20 protein-coding genes and 2 pseudogenes are annotated in these 15,613 nt (G+C 40.0%); 14 read left to right on the top strand and 8 right to left on the bottom strand.

All coding sequences use genetic code 11. The features are described 5' to 3' along the window. Positions 1-9: 9 nt before the first annotated feature. Together BW976_RS10305 and BW976_RS10300 are read left to right on the top strand one after the other, a co-directional pair. Entirely contained in the window at positions 10-789 is a 780-nt protein-coding gene (locus tag BW976_RS10305) for a DUF6438 domain-containing protein (protein ID WP_076373115.1), read from the top strand. A 76-nt stretch (positions 790-865) separates the two neighbouring features. After that, positions 866-1,252 carry a hypothetical protein gene (locus BW976_RS10300; RefSeq protein WP_076373113.1) on the top strand — a complete coding sequence of 129 codons (387 nt, stop codon included), beginning with the start codon at positions 866-868 and terminating at the stop codon, positions 1,250-1,252. A 42-nt stretch (positions 1,253-1,294) separates the two neighbouring features. Here the strand turns inward: BW976_RS10300 and BW976_RS10295 are convergent, their stop codons facing one another. Then, a complete protein-coding gene (locus BW976_RS10295) occupies positions 1,295-1,768 on the bottom strand; it encodes a ferritin-like domain-containing protein (protein WP_076373111.1) in 474 nt (157 codons plus the stop codon). A gap of 268 nt (positions 1,769-2,036) precedes the next feature. Between BW976_RS10295 and kaiC the strand changes: the two genes are divergently transcribed. The 7 genes and pseudogenes from kaiC (at position 2,037) to BW976_RS10270 (ending at position 6,968) form a co-directional block, all read left to right on the top strand. Beyond that, entirely contained in the window at positions 2,037-3,803 is a 1,767-nt protein-coding gene (kaiC, locus tag BW976_RS10290; RefSeq protein ID WP_076373110.1) for a circadian clock protein KaiC, read from the top strand. Beyond that, entirely contained in the window at positions 3,778-4,065 is a 288-nt protein-coding gene (locus tag BW976_RS10285) for a circadian clock KaiB family protein (RefSeq protein ID WP_076373108.1), read from the top strand. Before kaiC ends, BW976_RS10285 begins: the two co-directional genes overlap by 26 nt. Positions 4,066-4,075: 10 nt before the next feature. Beyond that, positions 4,076-4,411, top strand: coding sequence for a circadian clock KaiB family protein (locus BW976_RS10280; RefSeq protein WP_076373106.1), 336 nt, complete (start codon positions 4,076-4,078; stop codon positions 4,409-4,411). After that, positions 4,411-5,385 (top strand): annotated as a pseudogene (locus BW976_RS30030) (PAS domain-containing protein); the annotation flags it as partial. The gene BW976_RS10280 and the pseudogene BW976_RS30030, both read left to right, overlap by 1 nt. An 81-nt stretch (positions 5,386-5,466) precedes the next feature. After that, a pseudogene (locus BW976_RS30025) lies at positions 5,467-5,550 on the top strand (hypothetical protein); the annotation flags it as partial. 75 nt (positions 5,551-5,625) lie between these two features. Further along, the gene (locus BW976_RS30020) at positions 5,626-6,075 is read left to right on the top strand and encodes a sensor histidine kinase (RefSeq protein WP_394333015.1); all 450 of its coding nucleotides are present in this window, start codon (positions 5,626-5,628) and stop codon (positions 6,073-6,075) included. A gap of 116 nt (positions 6,076-6,191) precedes the next feature. After that, the gene (locus BW976_RS10270) at positions 6,192-6,968 is read left to right on the top strand and encodes an enoyl-CoA hydratase/isomerase family protein (RefSeq protein ID WP_076373101.1); all 777 of its coding nucleotides are present in this window, start codon (positions 6,192-6,194) and stop codon (positions 6,966-6,968) included. 79 nt (positions 6,969-7,047) lie between these two features. Here BW976_RS10270 and BW976_RS29705 read toward each other — a convergent pair whose 3' ends face one another. After that, positions 7,048-7,326 carry a hypothetical protein gene (locus BW976_RS29705; protein ID WP_076373099.1) on the bottom strand — a complete coding sequence of 93 codons (279 nt, stop codon included), beginning with the start codon at positions 7,324-7,326 and terminating at the stop codon, positions 7,048-7,050. 92 nt (positions 7,327-7,418) lie between these two features. Here BW976_RS29705 and BW976_RS10260 point away from each other — a divergent pair, with 92 nt between their 5' ends. Continuing rightward, positions 7,419-9,101, top strand: a complete 1,683-nt coding sequence (locus tag BW976_RS10260; RefSeq protein ID WP_076373097.1) for a MutS-related protein — start codon at positions 7,419-7,421, stop codon at positions 9,099-9,101. A 13-nt stretch (positions 9,102-9,114) separates the two neighbouring features. Here BW976_RS10260 and BW976_RS10255 read toward each other — a convergent pair whose 3' ends face one another. Both BW976_RS10255 and BW976_RS10250 read right to left on the bottom strand, forming a co-directional pair. Beyond that, the gene (locus BW976_RS10255; protein ID WP_076373095.1) at positions 9,115-9,408 is read right to left on the bottom strand and encodes a chaperone modulator CbpM; all 294 of its coding nucleotides are present in this window, start codon (positions 9,406-9,408) and stop codon (positions 9,115-9,117) included. 15 nt (positions 9,409-9,423) lie between these two features. Continuing rightward, on the bottom strand, positions 9,424-10,308 hold the full coding sequence (locus BW976_RS10250) for a DnaJ C-terminal domain-containing protein (RefSeq protein ID WP_076373093.1): 885 nt from the start codon (positions 10,306-10,308) through the stop codon (positions 9,424-9,426). Positions 10,309-10,530: 222 nt separating this feature from the next. Here BW976_RS10250 and BW976_RS10245 point away from each other — a divergent pair, with 222 nt between their 5' ends. The 3 genes from BW976_RS10245 (at position 10,531) to BW976_RS10235 (ending at position 12,124) form a co-directional block, all read left to right on the top strand. Beyond that, positions 10,531-10,863: a cupin domain-containing protein gene (locus BW976_RS10245; protein WP_076373091.1), complete on the top strand. Its 333-nt coding sequence runs from the start codon at positions 10,531-10,533 to the stop codon at positions 10,861-10,863. 32 nt (positions 10,864-10,895) lie between these two features. After that, the gene (locus BW976_RS10240; protein ID WP_139332270.1) at positions 10,896-11,549 is read left to right on the top strand and encodes a CPBP family intramembrane glutamic endopeptidase; all 654 of its coding nucleotides are present in this window, start codon (positions 10,896-10,898) and stop codon (positions 11,547-11,549) included. 62 nt (positions 11,550-11,611) lie between these two features. After that, positions 11,612-12,124 (top strand): GNAT family N-acetyltransferase, encoded by a 513-nt coding sequence (locus BW976_RS10235; protein WP_076373087.1) that lies wholly within the window; start codon positions 11,612-11,614, stop codon positions 12,122-12,124. Here the strand turns inward: BW976_RS10235 and BW976_RS10230 are convergent. Beyond that, positions 12,121-12,750, bottom strand: a complete 630-nt coding sequence (locus BW976_RS10230; RefSeq protein ID WP_076373085.1) for a chloramphenicol acetyltransferase — start codon at positions 12,748-12,750, stop codon at positions 12,121-12,123. The genes BW976_RS10235 and BW976_RS10230 overlap by 4 nt on opposite strands. Further along, positions 12,747-13,436, bottom strand: coding sequence for an HAD family hydrolase (locus BW976_RS10225; protein WP_076373083.1), 690 nt, complete (start codon positions 13,434-13,436; stop codon positions 12,747-12,749). Before BW976_RS10225 ends, BW976_RS10230 begins: the two co-directional genes overlap by 4 nt. 155 nt (positions 13,437-13,591) lie before the next feature. Here BW976_RS10225 and BW976_RS10220 point away from each other — a divergent pair, with 155 nt between their 5' ends. Next, entirely contained in the window at positions 13,592-13,951 is a 360-nt protein-coding gene (locus tag BW976_RS10220; protein ID WP_076373081.1) for a DUF1493 family protein, read from the top strand. 96 nt (positions 13,952-14,047) lie between these two features. Here the strand turns inward: BW976_RS10220 and BW976_RS10215 are convergent, their stop codons facing one another. Continuing rightward, positions 14,048-14,269 carry a PspC domain-containing protein gene (locus BW976_RS10215; RefSeq protein ID WP_076373079.1) on the bottom strand — a complete coding sequence of 74 codons (222 nt, stop codon included), beginning with the start codon at positions 14,267-14,269 and terminating at the stop codon, positions 14,048-14,050. A gap of 1 nt (position 14,270) precedes the next feature. Further along, entirely contained in the window at positions 14,271-15,557 is a 1,287-nt protein-coding gene (locus BW976_RS10210; protein WP_076373077.1) for a DUF2851 family protein, read from the bottom strand. Between the last annotated feature and the right edge of the window lie 56 nt (positions 15,558-15,613).

Below are 15,613 nucleotides of genomic sequence, written 5' to 3'. Positions count from 1 at the left end.
ATAACCCCAATGGTAAAACGAGGACTCTCTCTGTTGATATTTCTACTGGTCACTCATGTATCATTTGCTCAAAAAGTACAACTGGACGCCGAACGATGGATAACAAAGGATCTGGGCCACCTCTATTTCGCCGATAAAAAAGTATACTATAATTTTGTAGGCAACGCTGGTGTTAAAGATCATTATGCCATTGTGAATGATACGTTGATCCTGTCAGATATCTTCAGGAGCAGTGCCGATAATTTTAAAAAACAGCGCCGGGACGACTTTAAATTTCTGATAAGACATGCCGACTATAATCGCATGTATTTAAAAGCAGTTGAACCTAACGCCATTAAATTAGCTGGTACTATTACTTACGAGTTCTTCAACTTCAAAAACAGCTACGATAAAAATATCAAATTCTCTAAGCTCTATTTTTTATCCTCTACCTGCTTTGGCGATTGCCCGCAATTGGGTATCGAGATATGGCCCAATGGTGATTATCATTTGAAAGCCGGCGAACATGCCGCCCCCTATAAAGGCGATTACACCGGAAAATTGAGCCAAAGTCAACTGGATACATTAAACTATTGGCTAAAACATAGCGAACTAAAGAAAATGAACGACTGGCAGCAAGGCAACCAAGTAGTAGACGCGCCGAACTATTACTTTGCCATTGATTTTGTTGATAGTAAAAAGAAACTGAGCATCAACACCAATGAGCCTCCGCTAAATATTATCGACCTGATCAACTTCATGCTTTCATCTTATAAAAATGTAAAGCTTACTCCTGCTGGTAGTAACTGATGTCAACCACGGCATAAGTTTCACTTAGATATTGTTTACTTATGAAGTTTTTGTAGTTTAGATAAAAATATATCTTATGAAAGGCCGTACCAAAGCAATTATTTTAATCGTAATATTAGTATTAATCGCCGGATTTACTTATCAGCGTTATTTCTTTGTTTTTGGGGAAGGGGCAAAGGCTGGCACCATGAACTACTTTGTAAAAAAGGGATACATGTTTAAAACTTATGAAGGGCGTTTAATACAAAGCGGTATTAAAACACCACCGCAAGGTGGTGGGAATATCTCCTCCAACGAATTCATGTTTTCGGTCACCGATGAGAAAGTTGCACAAAAACTGAACAGCAGCACGGGTTCGTTCCTTGAACTACATTACAAGGAGTACTTGCACTCGTTACCGTGGCGCGGGGTAAGCGTATTTGTTGTAGATAGTGTTATTTCAGTAAAACCGGTTAGTCAATAATCTACCAGATTTAATCTGCTTAACTATGCCAGCGCATAAATATTATGCATTGACTTCAGCATCTCGCAAAGCTTTAATGGTGTCATGAGCAACTATTAAGCTTTCCAGGTGCTTTTTGAGGATAAATACAACTTGTTGATCTTCCCAAATCAGCTCTTTATCATCCAATGCAGCACGGTATGCTTTCTTAGCAACATCCTCGGCGCGTTCACAATCAGCTAATATGCCATGCCTGTCTTTGCTCCCAAAAGCCGCTTTAACATCTATCCAGGTATTATTAAGCTTTCCAGACAAACTGGTACCATCAGTAGGATCGCCACCCAAAACATGAATGTATTCTTTCAAATCAGAAACATTGGCTTTACTTTGATCAATATATTCTTTAAAAAGTAAATTTAAACCTATTTCATTAGTGCTTTCATTAGCCTTTTCATAACCCGCTATACGGTCGTTATTTATTTTGATCAGATCGTTAAGTGACGATATCTGATGTTGAACATGTTGTAAAACTCCCATGATTATTATTTTTATAACTAATAAACATAACAAATGAGTTAATGTTTTTAATTGTAATCAACATCATATTCAATCGATACTCAAATTGGGAGTATTATTTTCTATCACTTCACAAAACCAACAATTTCAATTTCTGTTAATGATGCTATTATAAATTATCGGGTTTAAAACAATTTAGGCCCAAAAGTATTTATTAACCATTTAGCATGAAAATAACCCAACCCTTGGGCTTACATAATCCAGGATTGACAAAAAACAATTGTTTACAATGACTAAATCTCATAAAAAACAACAACCGACCAACATAAAATCGTTGCCTAAAACACCAACAGGCATCACCGGTCTTGACGAAATAACTAGCGGGGGAATACCTCAAGGCCGCCCTACACTCATTTGCGGAGAAGCAGGTTGTGGTAAAACGCTTATGTCGCTTGAATTTATAGTTCGTGGGGCAATGATATTCAATGAGCCCGGCGTTTTTATGGCTTTCGAAGAAAAGACTGACGAATTAGCTATGAATGTAGCTTCACTCGGCTTTAACTTGTACGAATTACAAGAGCAAAAAAAAGTAAAACTCGACCACGTGCACATTGACCGGAGTGAAATAGAAGAGACCGGTGAGTACGACCTGGAAGGATTGTTTATCAGGTTAGGGCATGCCATTGACAGCATTGGTGCTAAACGGGTAGTGCTCGACACCCTCGAAAATCTTTTTTCAGGTTTAAGCAATGAAATTGTTTTGCGGGCCGAGCTGCGCAGGCTTTTCACTTTTCTGAAAAACAAGGGTGTTACCGCCATTATAACCGGCGAAAAAGGAGACGGTGGTTCGTTAACACGGCAAGGATTAGAAGAATACGTATCGGATTGTGTTATCCTGCTCGATCACCGGGTTATTAACCAGATATCAACCCGTAGGCTCCGTGTTGTAAAATACCGGGGTTCACAGCATGGCACCAACGAGTATCCCTTTTTAATTGATGAGGATGGTATTTCCGTGTTACCGGTAACTTCTTTAGGGCTCGAGAAAGCAGTTTCTTCCAAAAGAATATCATCAGGTATCCCTGCATTAGATTACATGCTGGGTGGGCAGGGTTTTTTTGAGGGAAGCAGTATTTTAGTTTCCGGAACCGCCGGAACCGGTAAAACCAGTATCAGCGCTTATTTTGCTGCTGAAACCTGCAAACAGAAAAAGAGATGCCTCTATTTTGCTTTTGAAGAATCACCCAATCAGATCATCCGCAACATGAGATCAATCAATATCGATCTGCAGCCATATGTGAATAGCGGATTATTGCGGTTTCACGCTTCACGGCCCACCCTATATGGCTTGGAGATGCACCTGGTAGCTATATATAAATTGATACAGCAATTTAAACCCGATACCATAATACTTGACCCGATAACTAATTTGATCACTGTAGGTTCGGTAAGCGAAGTAAAATCGATGCTGGTACGGTTGATAGACTTCTTACAGAACGAGCAAATCACAGTGATGTTCACGGCATTATCGCTCAATACTGTAGTCAACGAACAAACTGACGAAGGCGTATCATCATTGGTTGATACCTGGATGCTGGTTCGTGATATTGAGCACAATGGCGAGCGTAACCGGGGTTTATATATCATGAAATCGCGTGGTATGAAACACTCTAACCAGGTACGTGAGTTTATCATCACTGATAAAGGGCTTGACCTGGTTGACGTTTACCTGGGGCCGGAAGGTGTATTAACAGGATCAGCCAGAGAAGCGCAACAGCTTAAAGAAAGGACGGGTGTAGCACTTCGCGATTTTGCCGTATCCCGGAAAGACAAAGAAATTACGCGCAAACGCACCATGCTGGAATCCAAGATATCCAACTTACAGGCTGAGTTTGAATCGGTAGAAGAAGAGCTGAACAGGATATACTACGAAGATGAATTGAAACAACAAATAATGGACAAAAACCGGGATGAGATAACGAAAATGAGAAGAGGGGTAAAAGAAGACATCCCGGTAAAGAAAAAAAGTAATGGAAGACGAAGTAATAAATTATGAATTAAGGTTATATATTGCGGGTAAAACGGCAAAATCTGTCAGCGCGTTATCTAACCTTAAAAAATACTGTGAAGAACATTTAAAGGGGCAATACTCTATCGAAGTGATTGACCTTTTAGTAAAACCTCAATTGGCCGAAGGCGACCAGATATTTGCTATCCCTACGTTGGTACGGAAAGTTCCGGAACCCATCCGTAAAATAATCGGAGATCTGTCAAATGAAGAAAAAGTATTGGTGGGCTTAGATATACGCCCCCGTTAAACTATAAAAAATGGCCGAAAAGGATCAATCATCTTTATCTGAGGATAACTATTTAAATGAGCAGGAACAGCAGATGTATCATTTACGCCTGTTTGTAACAGGGGCATCGCCAAATTCATCGCGGGCTATAACCAACCTCAAATATATTTGCGAAACCCATTTAAAAGGCAATTATGACCTGGAGATAGTAGATGTTTACCAACAGCCACTCATTGTTGAGCGGGAGCAGATTATAGCCTTACCCATGCTCATCAAAAAAGCACCGGGTATGGAGCGCCGTCTCATCGGTGATATGTCCAATACAAGTAAAGTATTAAAAGGTCTTGGTTTACAAACAGAAAATTAATGGAGCTGACTAAATATACATATGAAGAGTTACTGCTGCAAAACGAAGAGCTTCGGATACAGCTGGAGGAGGCCAATGACACCATTGACGCCATTCGTACCGGCCAGGTTGACGCGCTTATTGTAAAAGACGCTGAAGGTCATCAACTATACACATTAAAAACAGCCGATCAAACGTATCGCGTTTTTATTGAAAAGATGAATGAAGGCGCGGTTACTTTAAATCGTGCAGGAACTATTCTGTATAGTAATTCACGGTTTGCCACCATGATGAATCTACCGCTTGAAAAGGTGATAGGGCTAAACTTTGCCTTTTTCATTCCGGAAATATCAGCAGAGAAATTCAATGATCTGATACACAAAGGCTGGAAAGAGGATTGCAAGGGTGAAATATTGCTGGCTGATAAACAAAAAAAACTAACCCCCTGTCTGCTTTCCTGCACTACACTTGACCTCGATGAAGGTACCGCATTAAGTCTAATCTTAACTGATCTTACCATTCAAAAAGAGACAGAATGGGAACTGAAAGTAAAAAATGAGCAATTACTCGCTGCCCAAAACGCCGCAGAAAAACTCAATAACGAACTGGAAGACACGGTTAGAGCTCGTACCAATGACCTGCTGATAAGCCGGGAGCACTTTAAACTACTGGCCAATAATATACCGCAAATGACCTGGACAAACCTGCCTGCTGGCGAGGTTGATTTTTATAACCAGCAATGGTACAATTATACAGGGAGCCGTTATGCTGACAGTGTAGGTTGGGGATGGCAGCATGTAGTACACCCGGATGACCTGCCAAATACCTTAGACAAATATATAGAGGCTTTAAAAACGGGCAATATATTTGAGGTGGAGAACCGCTACAAACGATGGGACAATACCTACCGCTGGCACCTGAACCGGGCAGTTCCGTTAAGGGACGATAAAGGCGCGATTATTTTTTGGGTGGGTACCGCTACTGATATTGAAGACCAGAAAAGGGAAATGGATCGTAAGGATGAATTTATTGGCATTGCCAGTCATGAACTTCGAACGCCTTTAACCAGTTTAAAAGGGTATTTACAACTCATCACTTCATATAAGAGAGAAGAGGTACCAGCTGTGGTAAAGCAGTATATTGAAAAAGCAAGCGTAGCTATCAATAAATTACAACGACTAATCAATGATCTGCTTGATGTAAGTAAAATACAAGCGGGGAGACTTGAATATGCTATGGGCGAGGTTAATTTATCTGACCTCATGGTACAAGTTACCGAAAACTCAAAGCATATTTACCCCTCACATGAATTTGATAGTCAATTGCAACCGGGTATCCGTATTATGGGTAATGCCGAACGATTAGAGCAGGTTTTAATGAATTTTATAAATAATTCTGTAAAATATTCCCTGGCCGACAAGAAAATCATTCTGAAAACCACCATAAATGCGGATGTGGTACGCGTATCGGTAAGCGATTATGGCATCGGTTTATCCGAAGAACAAATAGAGCGGATATTTGAACGTTTTTATAGGGTTGAGGATAAAAAATTTATGACAAGCGGTCTGGGGATGGGGTTATACATCAGTGCCGAGATCATTAATAATCATCAGGGCAAAATAGGGGTAGAAAGCGAATTAGGTAGAGGGGCCACCTTTTACTTTGAACTACCTTTGATTATTTGACAAACCATTTTTGAAACTATTTTAAACGAAAATTGCAGGTAAGCCAAATACTTCTGATATTGGGTTGATTGCTGGTGACTAAATCACGGCATTTTCTTACAATAAACCTCTAAATTATGCCATCTACTGATAATGGTAACGTATTTTTTACAAAGAGTGCAAACGGTATTGCAACCATTAGTTTTTATCATCCCGCACAAAATTCCCTGCCAACCGGTCTTTTAAATGATCTTAGCGAATGTATTATACAGGCAGGTAATGATTCGGAAGTACGGGTGATCATCTTAAAGAGTGGCGGCGATCGTACTTTTTGTGCAGGTGCCAGTTTTGATGAACTGGTACAAATAAAAGACAAAGAAGCCGGAGCTCTGTTTTTTTCGGGCTTTGCCAAAGTTATCAACGCCTGCCGTAAATCACCTAAAATAATTGTAGCCCGTGTTCAGGGCAAGGCAGTTGGAGGCGGAGTCGGCCTTGCTGCTGCTGCCGATTATTGCCTGGCTTCCAGCTTTGCTTCTATAAAACTAAGTGAATTGGCTATCGGTATAGGGCCATTTGTGATATCGCCTGCAGTAACCCGCAAGGTTGGCTTAACTGCATTTTCTCAGTTAACCATCAGGGCATCAGATTTTCAAACTGCCAAATGGGCTCAAGACCATGGTTTGTATAATGAAGTATACGAAGACATCACCTCACTCGATTCAGCTGTAGATGAGCTTACCAAAAAATTAGCTTCTTATAATCCAGAAGCACTCACCGGACTAAAACAGATCCTATGGGAAGGTACGGAAGACTGGGGCGAATTATTAACCCAACGTGCAGCCATTAGCGGCGAACTGGTACTTTCTGACTTTACCCAGCAAGCATTACAACGCTTTTTGAGCGGCAACAGATAAGATTTATTTCACCTCGGTACCTCCCGTTAAAAAAGAAACGCCCGGTATTTGCCGGGCGTTTCTTTTTTAACGGGAGTACTTACCAGCACCTGTAATGGCGATGTGCTCTGTAATAAACAGGGCGGGCATAATAACGGCCTGGATAATAATATGGACGATTATAATAAGCCCTGCGTGCATAACCATAATATACGGGGCGGTCATAATAACCGTATGCCGGATAATTAGACGCAACTACCACGCGTGAATGTGGGTAACCATAACCAAATGAAGCACCTACGGATATACTTTGAGCTTTTACAAGTTGAACTGAAAATAGCAATGCAAAAACTATAACTGAAAATTTGATGAGTTTCATAATTTAAAACTTAAGTTAACACTGTAGTTATTTTATATTTATAGACTATAAATACTACTTGAGGTTTAGTATATTTTTTTTATTTTTAAGGCATGTATTACTTTTTATTTACGTTGCTATTTTTGGCCATCGTTCTGGGGTTTTCACTGATAAGCTCTTACTACGGTAAATTACGTGCCGAAGAAAAAAAGCTTGATAAAATAAAAAGTAAATGGGGTAAGCCCGTAAATACCAGGCGCAATTTCGATTTGATTAAAACCTACCTAAGCGCCGATAAAAGCTGGGACAGGTTATCTGATGTTACCGCAGAAGATATCGACCTCAAGAGTATTTTTAACTATATCGACAGAACAAGCTCAAAGCCAGGCAAACAATATTTATATAAAAAGCTGCATTTCCCCGAAACAAACCTCGAAAAACTATTAGAGCTTGATACTAAGGTTGAGGCCATTAATCAAGATAAACCCAACCGGGAATTGATTGAACTGCAATTATCAAAACTCAACAATACATATGCTTATTATATTGCCGATCTGTTTTTAAAAACTCATGAGTCGCTGTTTGTGCCTATCATGAATTTCTATATCAGGTTTGTACCATTGGTGATCATTGCCCTTATTGTGTCGATGGTTGTTTACCCTAATCCCATCAGTGTTTTATTGTTATTGTTCTTTGTGGGTTATAATGTGGTTTTGCATTATGCCAACAAGAAAAAAATAAGTGCCTATACCAACTCGTTGCCCCAATTGCTTATCATGCACAACGTAGCGGTATGGCTGGTAAAAAATTCTGGATTAGAGGATAATGAATCTGTGAAGAACAGTTTAAAAAATCTGTTAGGGCTAAAACGATCTTTAAGCATTATTAACTTAGAAAGTAAGCTGATCAATGGGGCTGGTGATTTGAGCTACGCCGTTTTTCAACTCATTAAAACATTATTTTTATTAGAGCCCCGCATTTACGCCAGCTCTATAAAACATATCGAAAAGTATCGGGAAGATATTGAATTGGTTTATCAATATGTGGCCGAAATTGACATGCTGGTAGCTATCCAATCGGTAAGAGAGGGGTTACCATATTACAGTAAGCCCCAGTTTATTGATACCGATGCACAAATGAACATTACTGATCTTTACCATCCGTTGATTGATAAATGCGTTACCAATTCATTGTACACCCGTGCCGACAAAGGTGCCTTGATAACGGGTTCAAACATGTCGGGTAAAACAACTTTTATTAAGGCTATAGCCGTTAACACCTTGTTGGCTCAAACCTTGTTTACCAGCTGTACAAACGAATATAAAGCGCCTTTTCTAAAGATACAGACCAGTATTAAAACCAGCGATAGTATAGAGGAACAAAAAAGTTATTTCCAGGCTCAGGCACAGTCCATACTCACTATCATGAGCCGGAGCAACGAGGTTGAACAGGTAAAAAGTCTGGTTATTATTGACGAAATTTTTAGGGGCACCAATACCATTGAGCGTATCGCTGCCGCAAAATCTGTATTATCGTATATCACCGCCAATCAGAATTTTGTTTTTGTTTCAACGCATGATCTTGAACTGGCCGAGTTACTCGATGAGGACTTTGCTATTTATTCTTTCGAGGATTCAAAATCGGGTGGCAGTCTGGTGTTTGACTACAAACTGAAAGAGGGCTTGCTTAAAAGCCGCAATGGTATTGCCATATTAGAATCCATGGGGTATCCGGATTCTGTAATTGAGGACGCTAACATTGTAAGCGAACGAATGATGTTGAAGTACATGGAATAAATCGATCTATCGTTTATTCATCCTCATACAACCTCAGTTTATTCTTAAGGTTTTGCATATCATTCTGCATTTTTTCTATGCGGTGCAATAAATGACTAATCGCTTCTATACCAGCTACGTTAATATCCAGCTGATAAAGATTGATCAGTTTTTCCACCTTCTTCAATTCCTCTCCAGGTATATAAGTGATTTCATTGATTAGGGTAACTTTAACTAAATCAGCCTCATATAATGATTCTACAAAGGCATACTCCACGTTATGATACAAACAAAAATCATTGATTGATATTAAATCTGCTGTTTTCATCTTCTTTAATTTATATCATGATTTGGATAGTTCTTCAAATAATTGCTTCTGCTGCTCAGTAAGATTAATAGGGATCTGGATATCATAAGTAAGGTACAGATCGCCAAACTCATTCTCCTTTTTATAAACGGGTAAACCTTTGCCTTTTAGTTTTACTTTGGTGCCATTCTGCGTTTCAGGTTTCACCTTTACTTTAACTTTGCCGGTTAAAGTCTCTGCAGTAATTTCGCCGCCAAGCACAGCAGTATAAAGTTCGAGTTTTACAGTAGCATATAAATTGCGTCCGTCACGCTTAAAGCGGGGATCGTCTGGTATCGAAAATTTGATATACAGATCACCGGCAGGGCCGTTATTTACGCCTGCACCACCATGACCGGTTATTTTAATAGTTTGCCCGTTCTCGATACCGGCAGGTATGGTAATGCGTATATTCTTTCCATTAACTGTTAAAGTGCGTTTGTGGGTTTCTGCAATATCCAGCAGCGTTAATTGTAACTCGGCATTAAGATCCTTCCCACGATATTTGGTTTGTCTGCTACCACCACCACCAAACATTGATTTGAAGAAGTCAGAAAAGTCACCGCCGCCGAAGCTTTCATCACCAGTAAAATTACCAAAACCACCACCGCCATAACCACCTTGCTGTTGCCTTGTCTGCTGTTCATAGGTTTCGCCATGCTGCCAGTTTTCGCCATATTTATCGTACTTTTTACGTTTTTCAGAGTCGCTCAGTACCTCATTGGCCTCGTTAAGTTCCTGGAATTTTTTGTGGGCCTCTGCGTTATCCGGGTTAAGATCGGGGTGATATTTACGGGCCAGCTTGCGGTAAGCATTTTTAATATCCTTATCGGTAGCAGTTTTAGTAAGACCCAGAGTTTTATAGTAATCAATAAAAGCCATATCAAGCGTAGAATGTAGTGTAATTTAATTAACCCTTAAATATACGGCTTAGTTTGAGATAGCGCATTTTTTACCTGCTATTCTGACTATAAGCTGATCAAAAGAGGGTACTAGCTCTGACCAACTACTTCGATATCGTAAGTAAATTAAAATGGGGACATTCGCTTAAGTGTAATTTTTATACTTTTACGTCTGAGCTTTTATAAAGGCCCAAACACTATCATGGATAACAAAGTATTTAATCAGTTTGCAGATATCGAGACCAGGGAAATGACACCGGGTTATTTCTCCAGGATCATTCATACCGCCGGCAATACCATCAATTTTTTAGAGGTAAAAGCCGGTGCTGTTTCGCCCATGCATCAGCATATCAATCACCAATGTGCTTTTGTTATTGAGGGTCAATTTGAGCTAACGGTTGATGGTGTATCGCAAATACTGGATACAGGAACTTACGCCATTATTCCTCCAAACGTAATACATGGTGGCAGGGCTATTACCGATTGTAAACTGGTAGATATATTTGATCCCGTACGCGAAGATTTTAAATTTTAGTAACTTTTGTTAACCGGCGTAGTCAAAAAGGGGTGACAGTTAACAAAGGCAAAAGAATCATATCCGATATCCTGCTGATCATCGTTTTGATCATCTTTCCTCATATGGGTTTATTACCCATGTACGCTTTTGCTATTTTGTTATTACTCCTTATAGGGGGATATCTTAAACTATATCAGGAAGGATTTAGCGATATCGGTTTCCGTTTCAGGGATATTAGCTTTAGATCCTTTTGGCTCGGCGGATCAATCGGTTTAGGTTTTGCCATGCTGATGTATTGGCTGGTAGGCCCTCTGTTAGCCTGGTTGGGTTTTACCCCGGCAAACGTATCCGATTTTTATTACATCAGGCATAACTTTGCGCAGTTACTGATATTACTTGCCATAGCCAGTTTTTTGGTGATCCCGTTTGAGGAGATCGTTTATCGCGGGTTTATTTTCACCCGTCTAAAAGCAATGGCGGCGGGCAGTAAATATAGCTTCGCTATCAGCGGTTTAATCACCAGCATTATATTTACACTATACCATTATCAGGAGGGTATTGGCGCAATGATCAGCATATTCCTAGGGGCCATTTTTGTTATATGGCTTTATAAACAGTTTAAAGGCAATCTTTGGTACCTGATATTCTTTCATATTGTTTATGATATTTTCATGCTCACCGCCATTTATTTAGGATACATGTAGCGATGCTTCTTTTTAATACCACTAAATATTAATTTTGCCCTCCCAATAAATAAAAAGCAGATATGTCCATTACTAAAGCCACACTTGCAGATGTTCCCGAATTAAACGTATTGGTTAACAGTGCTTATCGCGGTGAAGAATCAAAAAAGGGTTGGACGACAGAAGCTGATATGTTAGACGGTCTCAGGATTGATGAGGCTATGTTAAAGACATATTTTGACAATGAAGCTATTACTATATTAAAACATACTGATGATAAGGGTCAGATCACTGGCTGTGTTTACCTGGAAGTTAAAGAATCAAAGCTCTATGTGGGTATGTTCAGCGTATCACCTGTGTTGCAGGGAAAAGGGGTAGGACGAGCCCTGCTGGAAGCGGCTGAGGTGTTGGCTAAACAGTTCAACTGCCATACCATGACGATGACGGTGATCCGAACCCGGGCAGAACTCATTAGTTGGTATGAGCGCCGGGGCTATGCATTTACCGGGGAGATTCAACCATTCCATGCTCATGGTCGCTTTGGCAGTCCCAAACAATTGATAGAACTCATTGTAATGGAAAAAACAGTAGTTTAATTACTGCTGCTCATCAATTGCTGAAAAAGATCATAATATTGCCCCACATGCATGCCATCAACCAGGGCATGATTTACATGAAGAGATACCGGCATGCTTTTTTTTCTATTATCCTCCGTCATTTTCCCGAATGATATTTTAGGACAGCTATCCGGGAGCGAAAAACTGCGGGCATGCGACAGGCTGGTAAAATCAATCCAGGGCATGGCGGAGTAATGTACAATATCATCATCGAGTTTTGGCGCGAAAAGGGTAGTGGTAGTTTGCACGCGCTCAATCTCTTTTTTGGCGCCTTCTATAAATGTATCTAACGAAGAGTGAAAATCGATATAGCCAAAACCAAAAGTACCATTGGCACGACCGATAGTTGGCCCGGCATTTATACGATCATAAACAAAAACCTCGTCGCCATAAATGCGGTATTTGAATGGTTCCAACTCATTAATGGCAGTCAATGATTTGTGCAGATAGTATAGAAAAAATGACACTCCATTATCCTTGGCAAAAGTATATGCCCGGGTGCAGTCAACATTGACAACAACACCGTAAAACGGCTCTTCGAAGCCTCTGAAAAAGTTAAAATGTTCTTTGCGCGCCCAGGTATCAATATTTAATTTATGCTTCATGCTAATATATACGGCAGAATTTCCAGAAGTGTATCAGCCTGTTTAAAATTTTCGTGAGTTAAATTAGTTTCAACATGTTCATGGGCCCAGGTAGTATGGAAAGGCACATGAATAGCGTGACCGCCGATATTGAGTACGGGCATTATATCAGATTTTAAGGAATTACCTACCATCATAAACTCAGCAGGTTTGATATCCAGGTGTTTGATCAGTTTAGTATAATCGTCATCCTGCTTATCAGACATGATCTCGATATGGTGAAAATAATGTGATAAGCCCGATTTTTTGAGCTTGCGTTCCTGGTCAAGCAGATCACCTTTGGTGGCCACTACAAGCCGGTAATGTTTTTTTAGGGTTGCCAGCACATCTTCTACACCATCCAGCATTTCAATGGGTTCGTTGAGCATTTCCTTGCCGTATTGCATAATTAGCTCAATTGCATCAAGGCCTATCTTTTTGTCGGATATTTTTAACGCGGCTTCTATCATACTCAGGATATATCCCTTTATGCCATAACCGTATAAGCCTAAATTCGCTATCTCGATCTTAAAAAGTTCGCTTGATATAGTATGCTGGGGTAAAAAATCCTCCAGTAAACTGCAAAATTTTTCTTCGGTTTTTAAAAAATAGGGCTCGTTTACCCAAAGGGTATCATCGGCATCAAAAGCTATAACCTTCAGTTTCATGTGCTTTTATTAATAGACTGCAATAATAATCATACGGCGTTTATTTTTTGCGGATTTGTGGTAACCTTTTTTTGAAAATAATGTCTCCATTGATGCAACCTAATTTTTAAAACGACGTCCTATACAACAAATGGTCAAAACTATATTCGATTAAAATGGAAGAAGTACTGCCACCCTTAAAAGAATTTATTGTTGATTATTGCAATCGCTATAAGCTGAATCATGTTGATCCGGGCAGCCTGAACCTGGATACAAGCATTGATCTGGACTTGGATATTTTTGATATCGAGATAGATCTTTTCCTGGCCGATTTTGCTGATCAATTTAAGGTTGACCAATCCAAATTCACCTGGTACAAATACGGCTATCCCAAAGGCTCAACCAGGGTACGCATGATCAAGGTCATGTTTGGCTATAACAGCACCTGGGCAAAACAACTGGCTCTATATTGCTACAAACCTAAGTTTAAGATCAGCAACTTGCAGGATGCTGTGAAAACAGGAAGACTGTTGTGAGATTTTGGATTTTAAGAATGATATATCCATTGAAATTAGATTTCAATCCTGATAATCTTTTAATCAGGTAGATCAAGGTTCAGATAAAATCAGCGGTTATAAATCTGTAACCCCGGTGTGACGACGTTTTACAAAATTGCGGATATCCAGTACGATACCGGCAAAGAAATAAAATATCAGCGGGAAGCCCACCGCCAGAAAAGAAGAGTAAATAAAAAACAAACGGATCTTTGAGATGGAAACGTTAAACTTTTCGCCAAGATAGGTGCATACACCAAAGGAGTATCGTTCAAAAAAAGTAAGGATTCTCTGTATCATGTCAGGCAAGTTTTAATATTTTGTTACCAACGCCACATTGCAGGCATTTCTTATAATTACAATAATTATTTTTCAACTCCAGCAGTGCCTGCGACTCAAAAGCATTGTTAATTTTCAGCCCTAAGGTAATAAAATCTTCGGTAATATTGTTCTTTTCGGCCGGTAAATTTTCCAATAATCTCAAGCTCCTGTTAATATAATACTGCTTCTGGTGCTGTTTTCCATAGCTAAACAAAAACAAGGCCAAAGTGTTTATCAATAATATATCTATCGAAGCCGCCCCTAAAGTTTTCGACACCGGTTTTGATTTTACATCAAAACGATAATGACCTTCCCAGTAATCATTCACCTTAATATCGGTAAACAAGGCACGTAACGCGTTGATGTCTTTTATCTCCAGAATTTTAGAGAATAGGTGATTGGATTGCACAATCAACGCCGCGAACTGCGCCAGCCTGATAGTGGGAAAATTTTGCGGCCGCAGACGCATGAACTTCCACAGATGGTTTTCGATTGGTTGCAGGCTGTACTTCTTCCGGAGAAAATCGTACTCTTTTTTTAACTTTAGTGGGTACTCGTCTTGAAGTTCTGTTTCCAGGAAACCGGCTTGCCCAAATATGAGGGCTTCTATTTGCATAGGATTATTTTTATGCTTAGCCAGGGTAAGCTGCGGTAACGATCTGGCCAGTAATTCAAAGGGCAGGGCATTGGTTTTAAACCCAAAGTTGGCAGCCAGGAACTGATAAAAAGTCTCTTCCCAATCGTTATGATTTAAATTCAGTGAATCCGTCACCGCTGTGGAACGTTTCTCCAGTCTTTCTACCAATACGCGGGTAAGCCAGTTACTCATGATAAGCCCATCAATGCCGGCAATGCTTTTTTCACAAGGAATGATCCTTTGTTCGCCGAATACCATTTGATGATAACGGTTGTAAAGCTCGTCGGGTATACGATCTTTTAGTTGCAGGGTAGGTACTTGTCGACCGTTGGATAAAATAAGCGGCACATCATTACGGTAAACCACATGCAGTATCACATTATCATAAGCGCTATCGGCGTTATGACCATGCTTTTGCCAGTCGGACGAGGATAGATGTACCTCCACATTCCCAGCCCAAACCGTTTCGCCTATGCGCACACGGGCATTATGAAAATCAGGTCCAGAATCAGTATTGGCCATGCCGGCCGAAAGGATCTCCAGTTCCTCACCATCATCTGTTTTCAGATCGGTGCGGGCAAATAGCCTGAATTTCCATACATAGTGCAAAAAGTCTTCGGTAAAAAGCATCAAACAAGGTAATTATTTTGACTGTTGATTGGATATGATTTTTTAGATTTTGTTAC

The organism is Mucilaginibacter lappiensis, assembly GCF_900155965.1.
GTDB classification, from domain to species: Bacteria; Bacteroidota; Bacteroidia; order Sphingobacteriales; family Sphingobacteriaceae; genus Mucilaginibacter; species Mucilaginibacter lappiensis.
The sequence above is the reverse complement of the archived record's forward strand: the minus strand, read 5'-3'. Positions and strand labels throughout refer to the sequence as shown.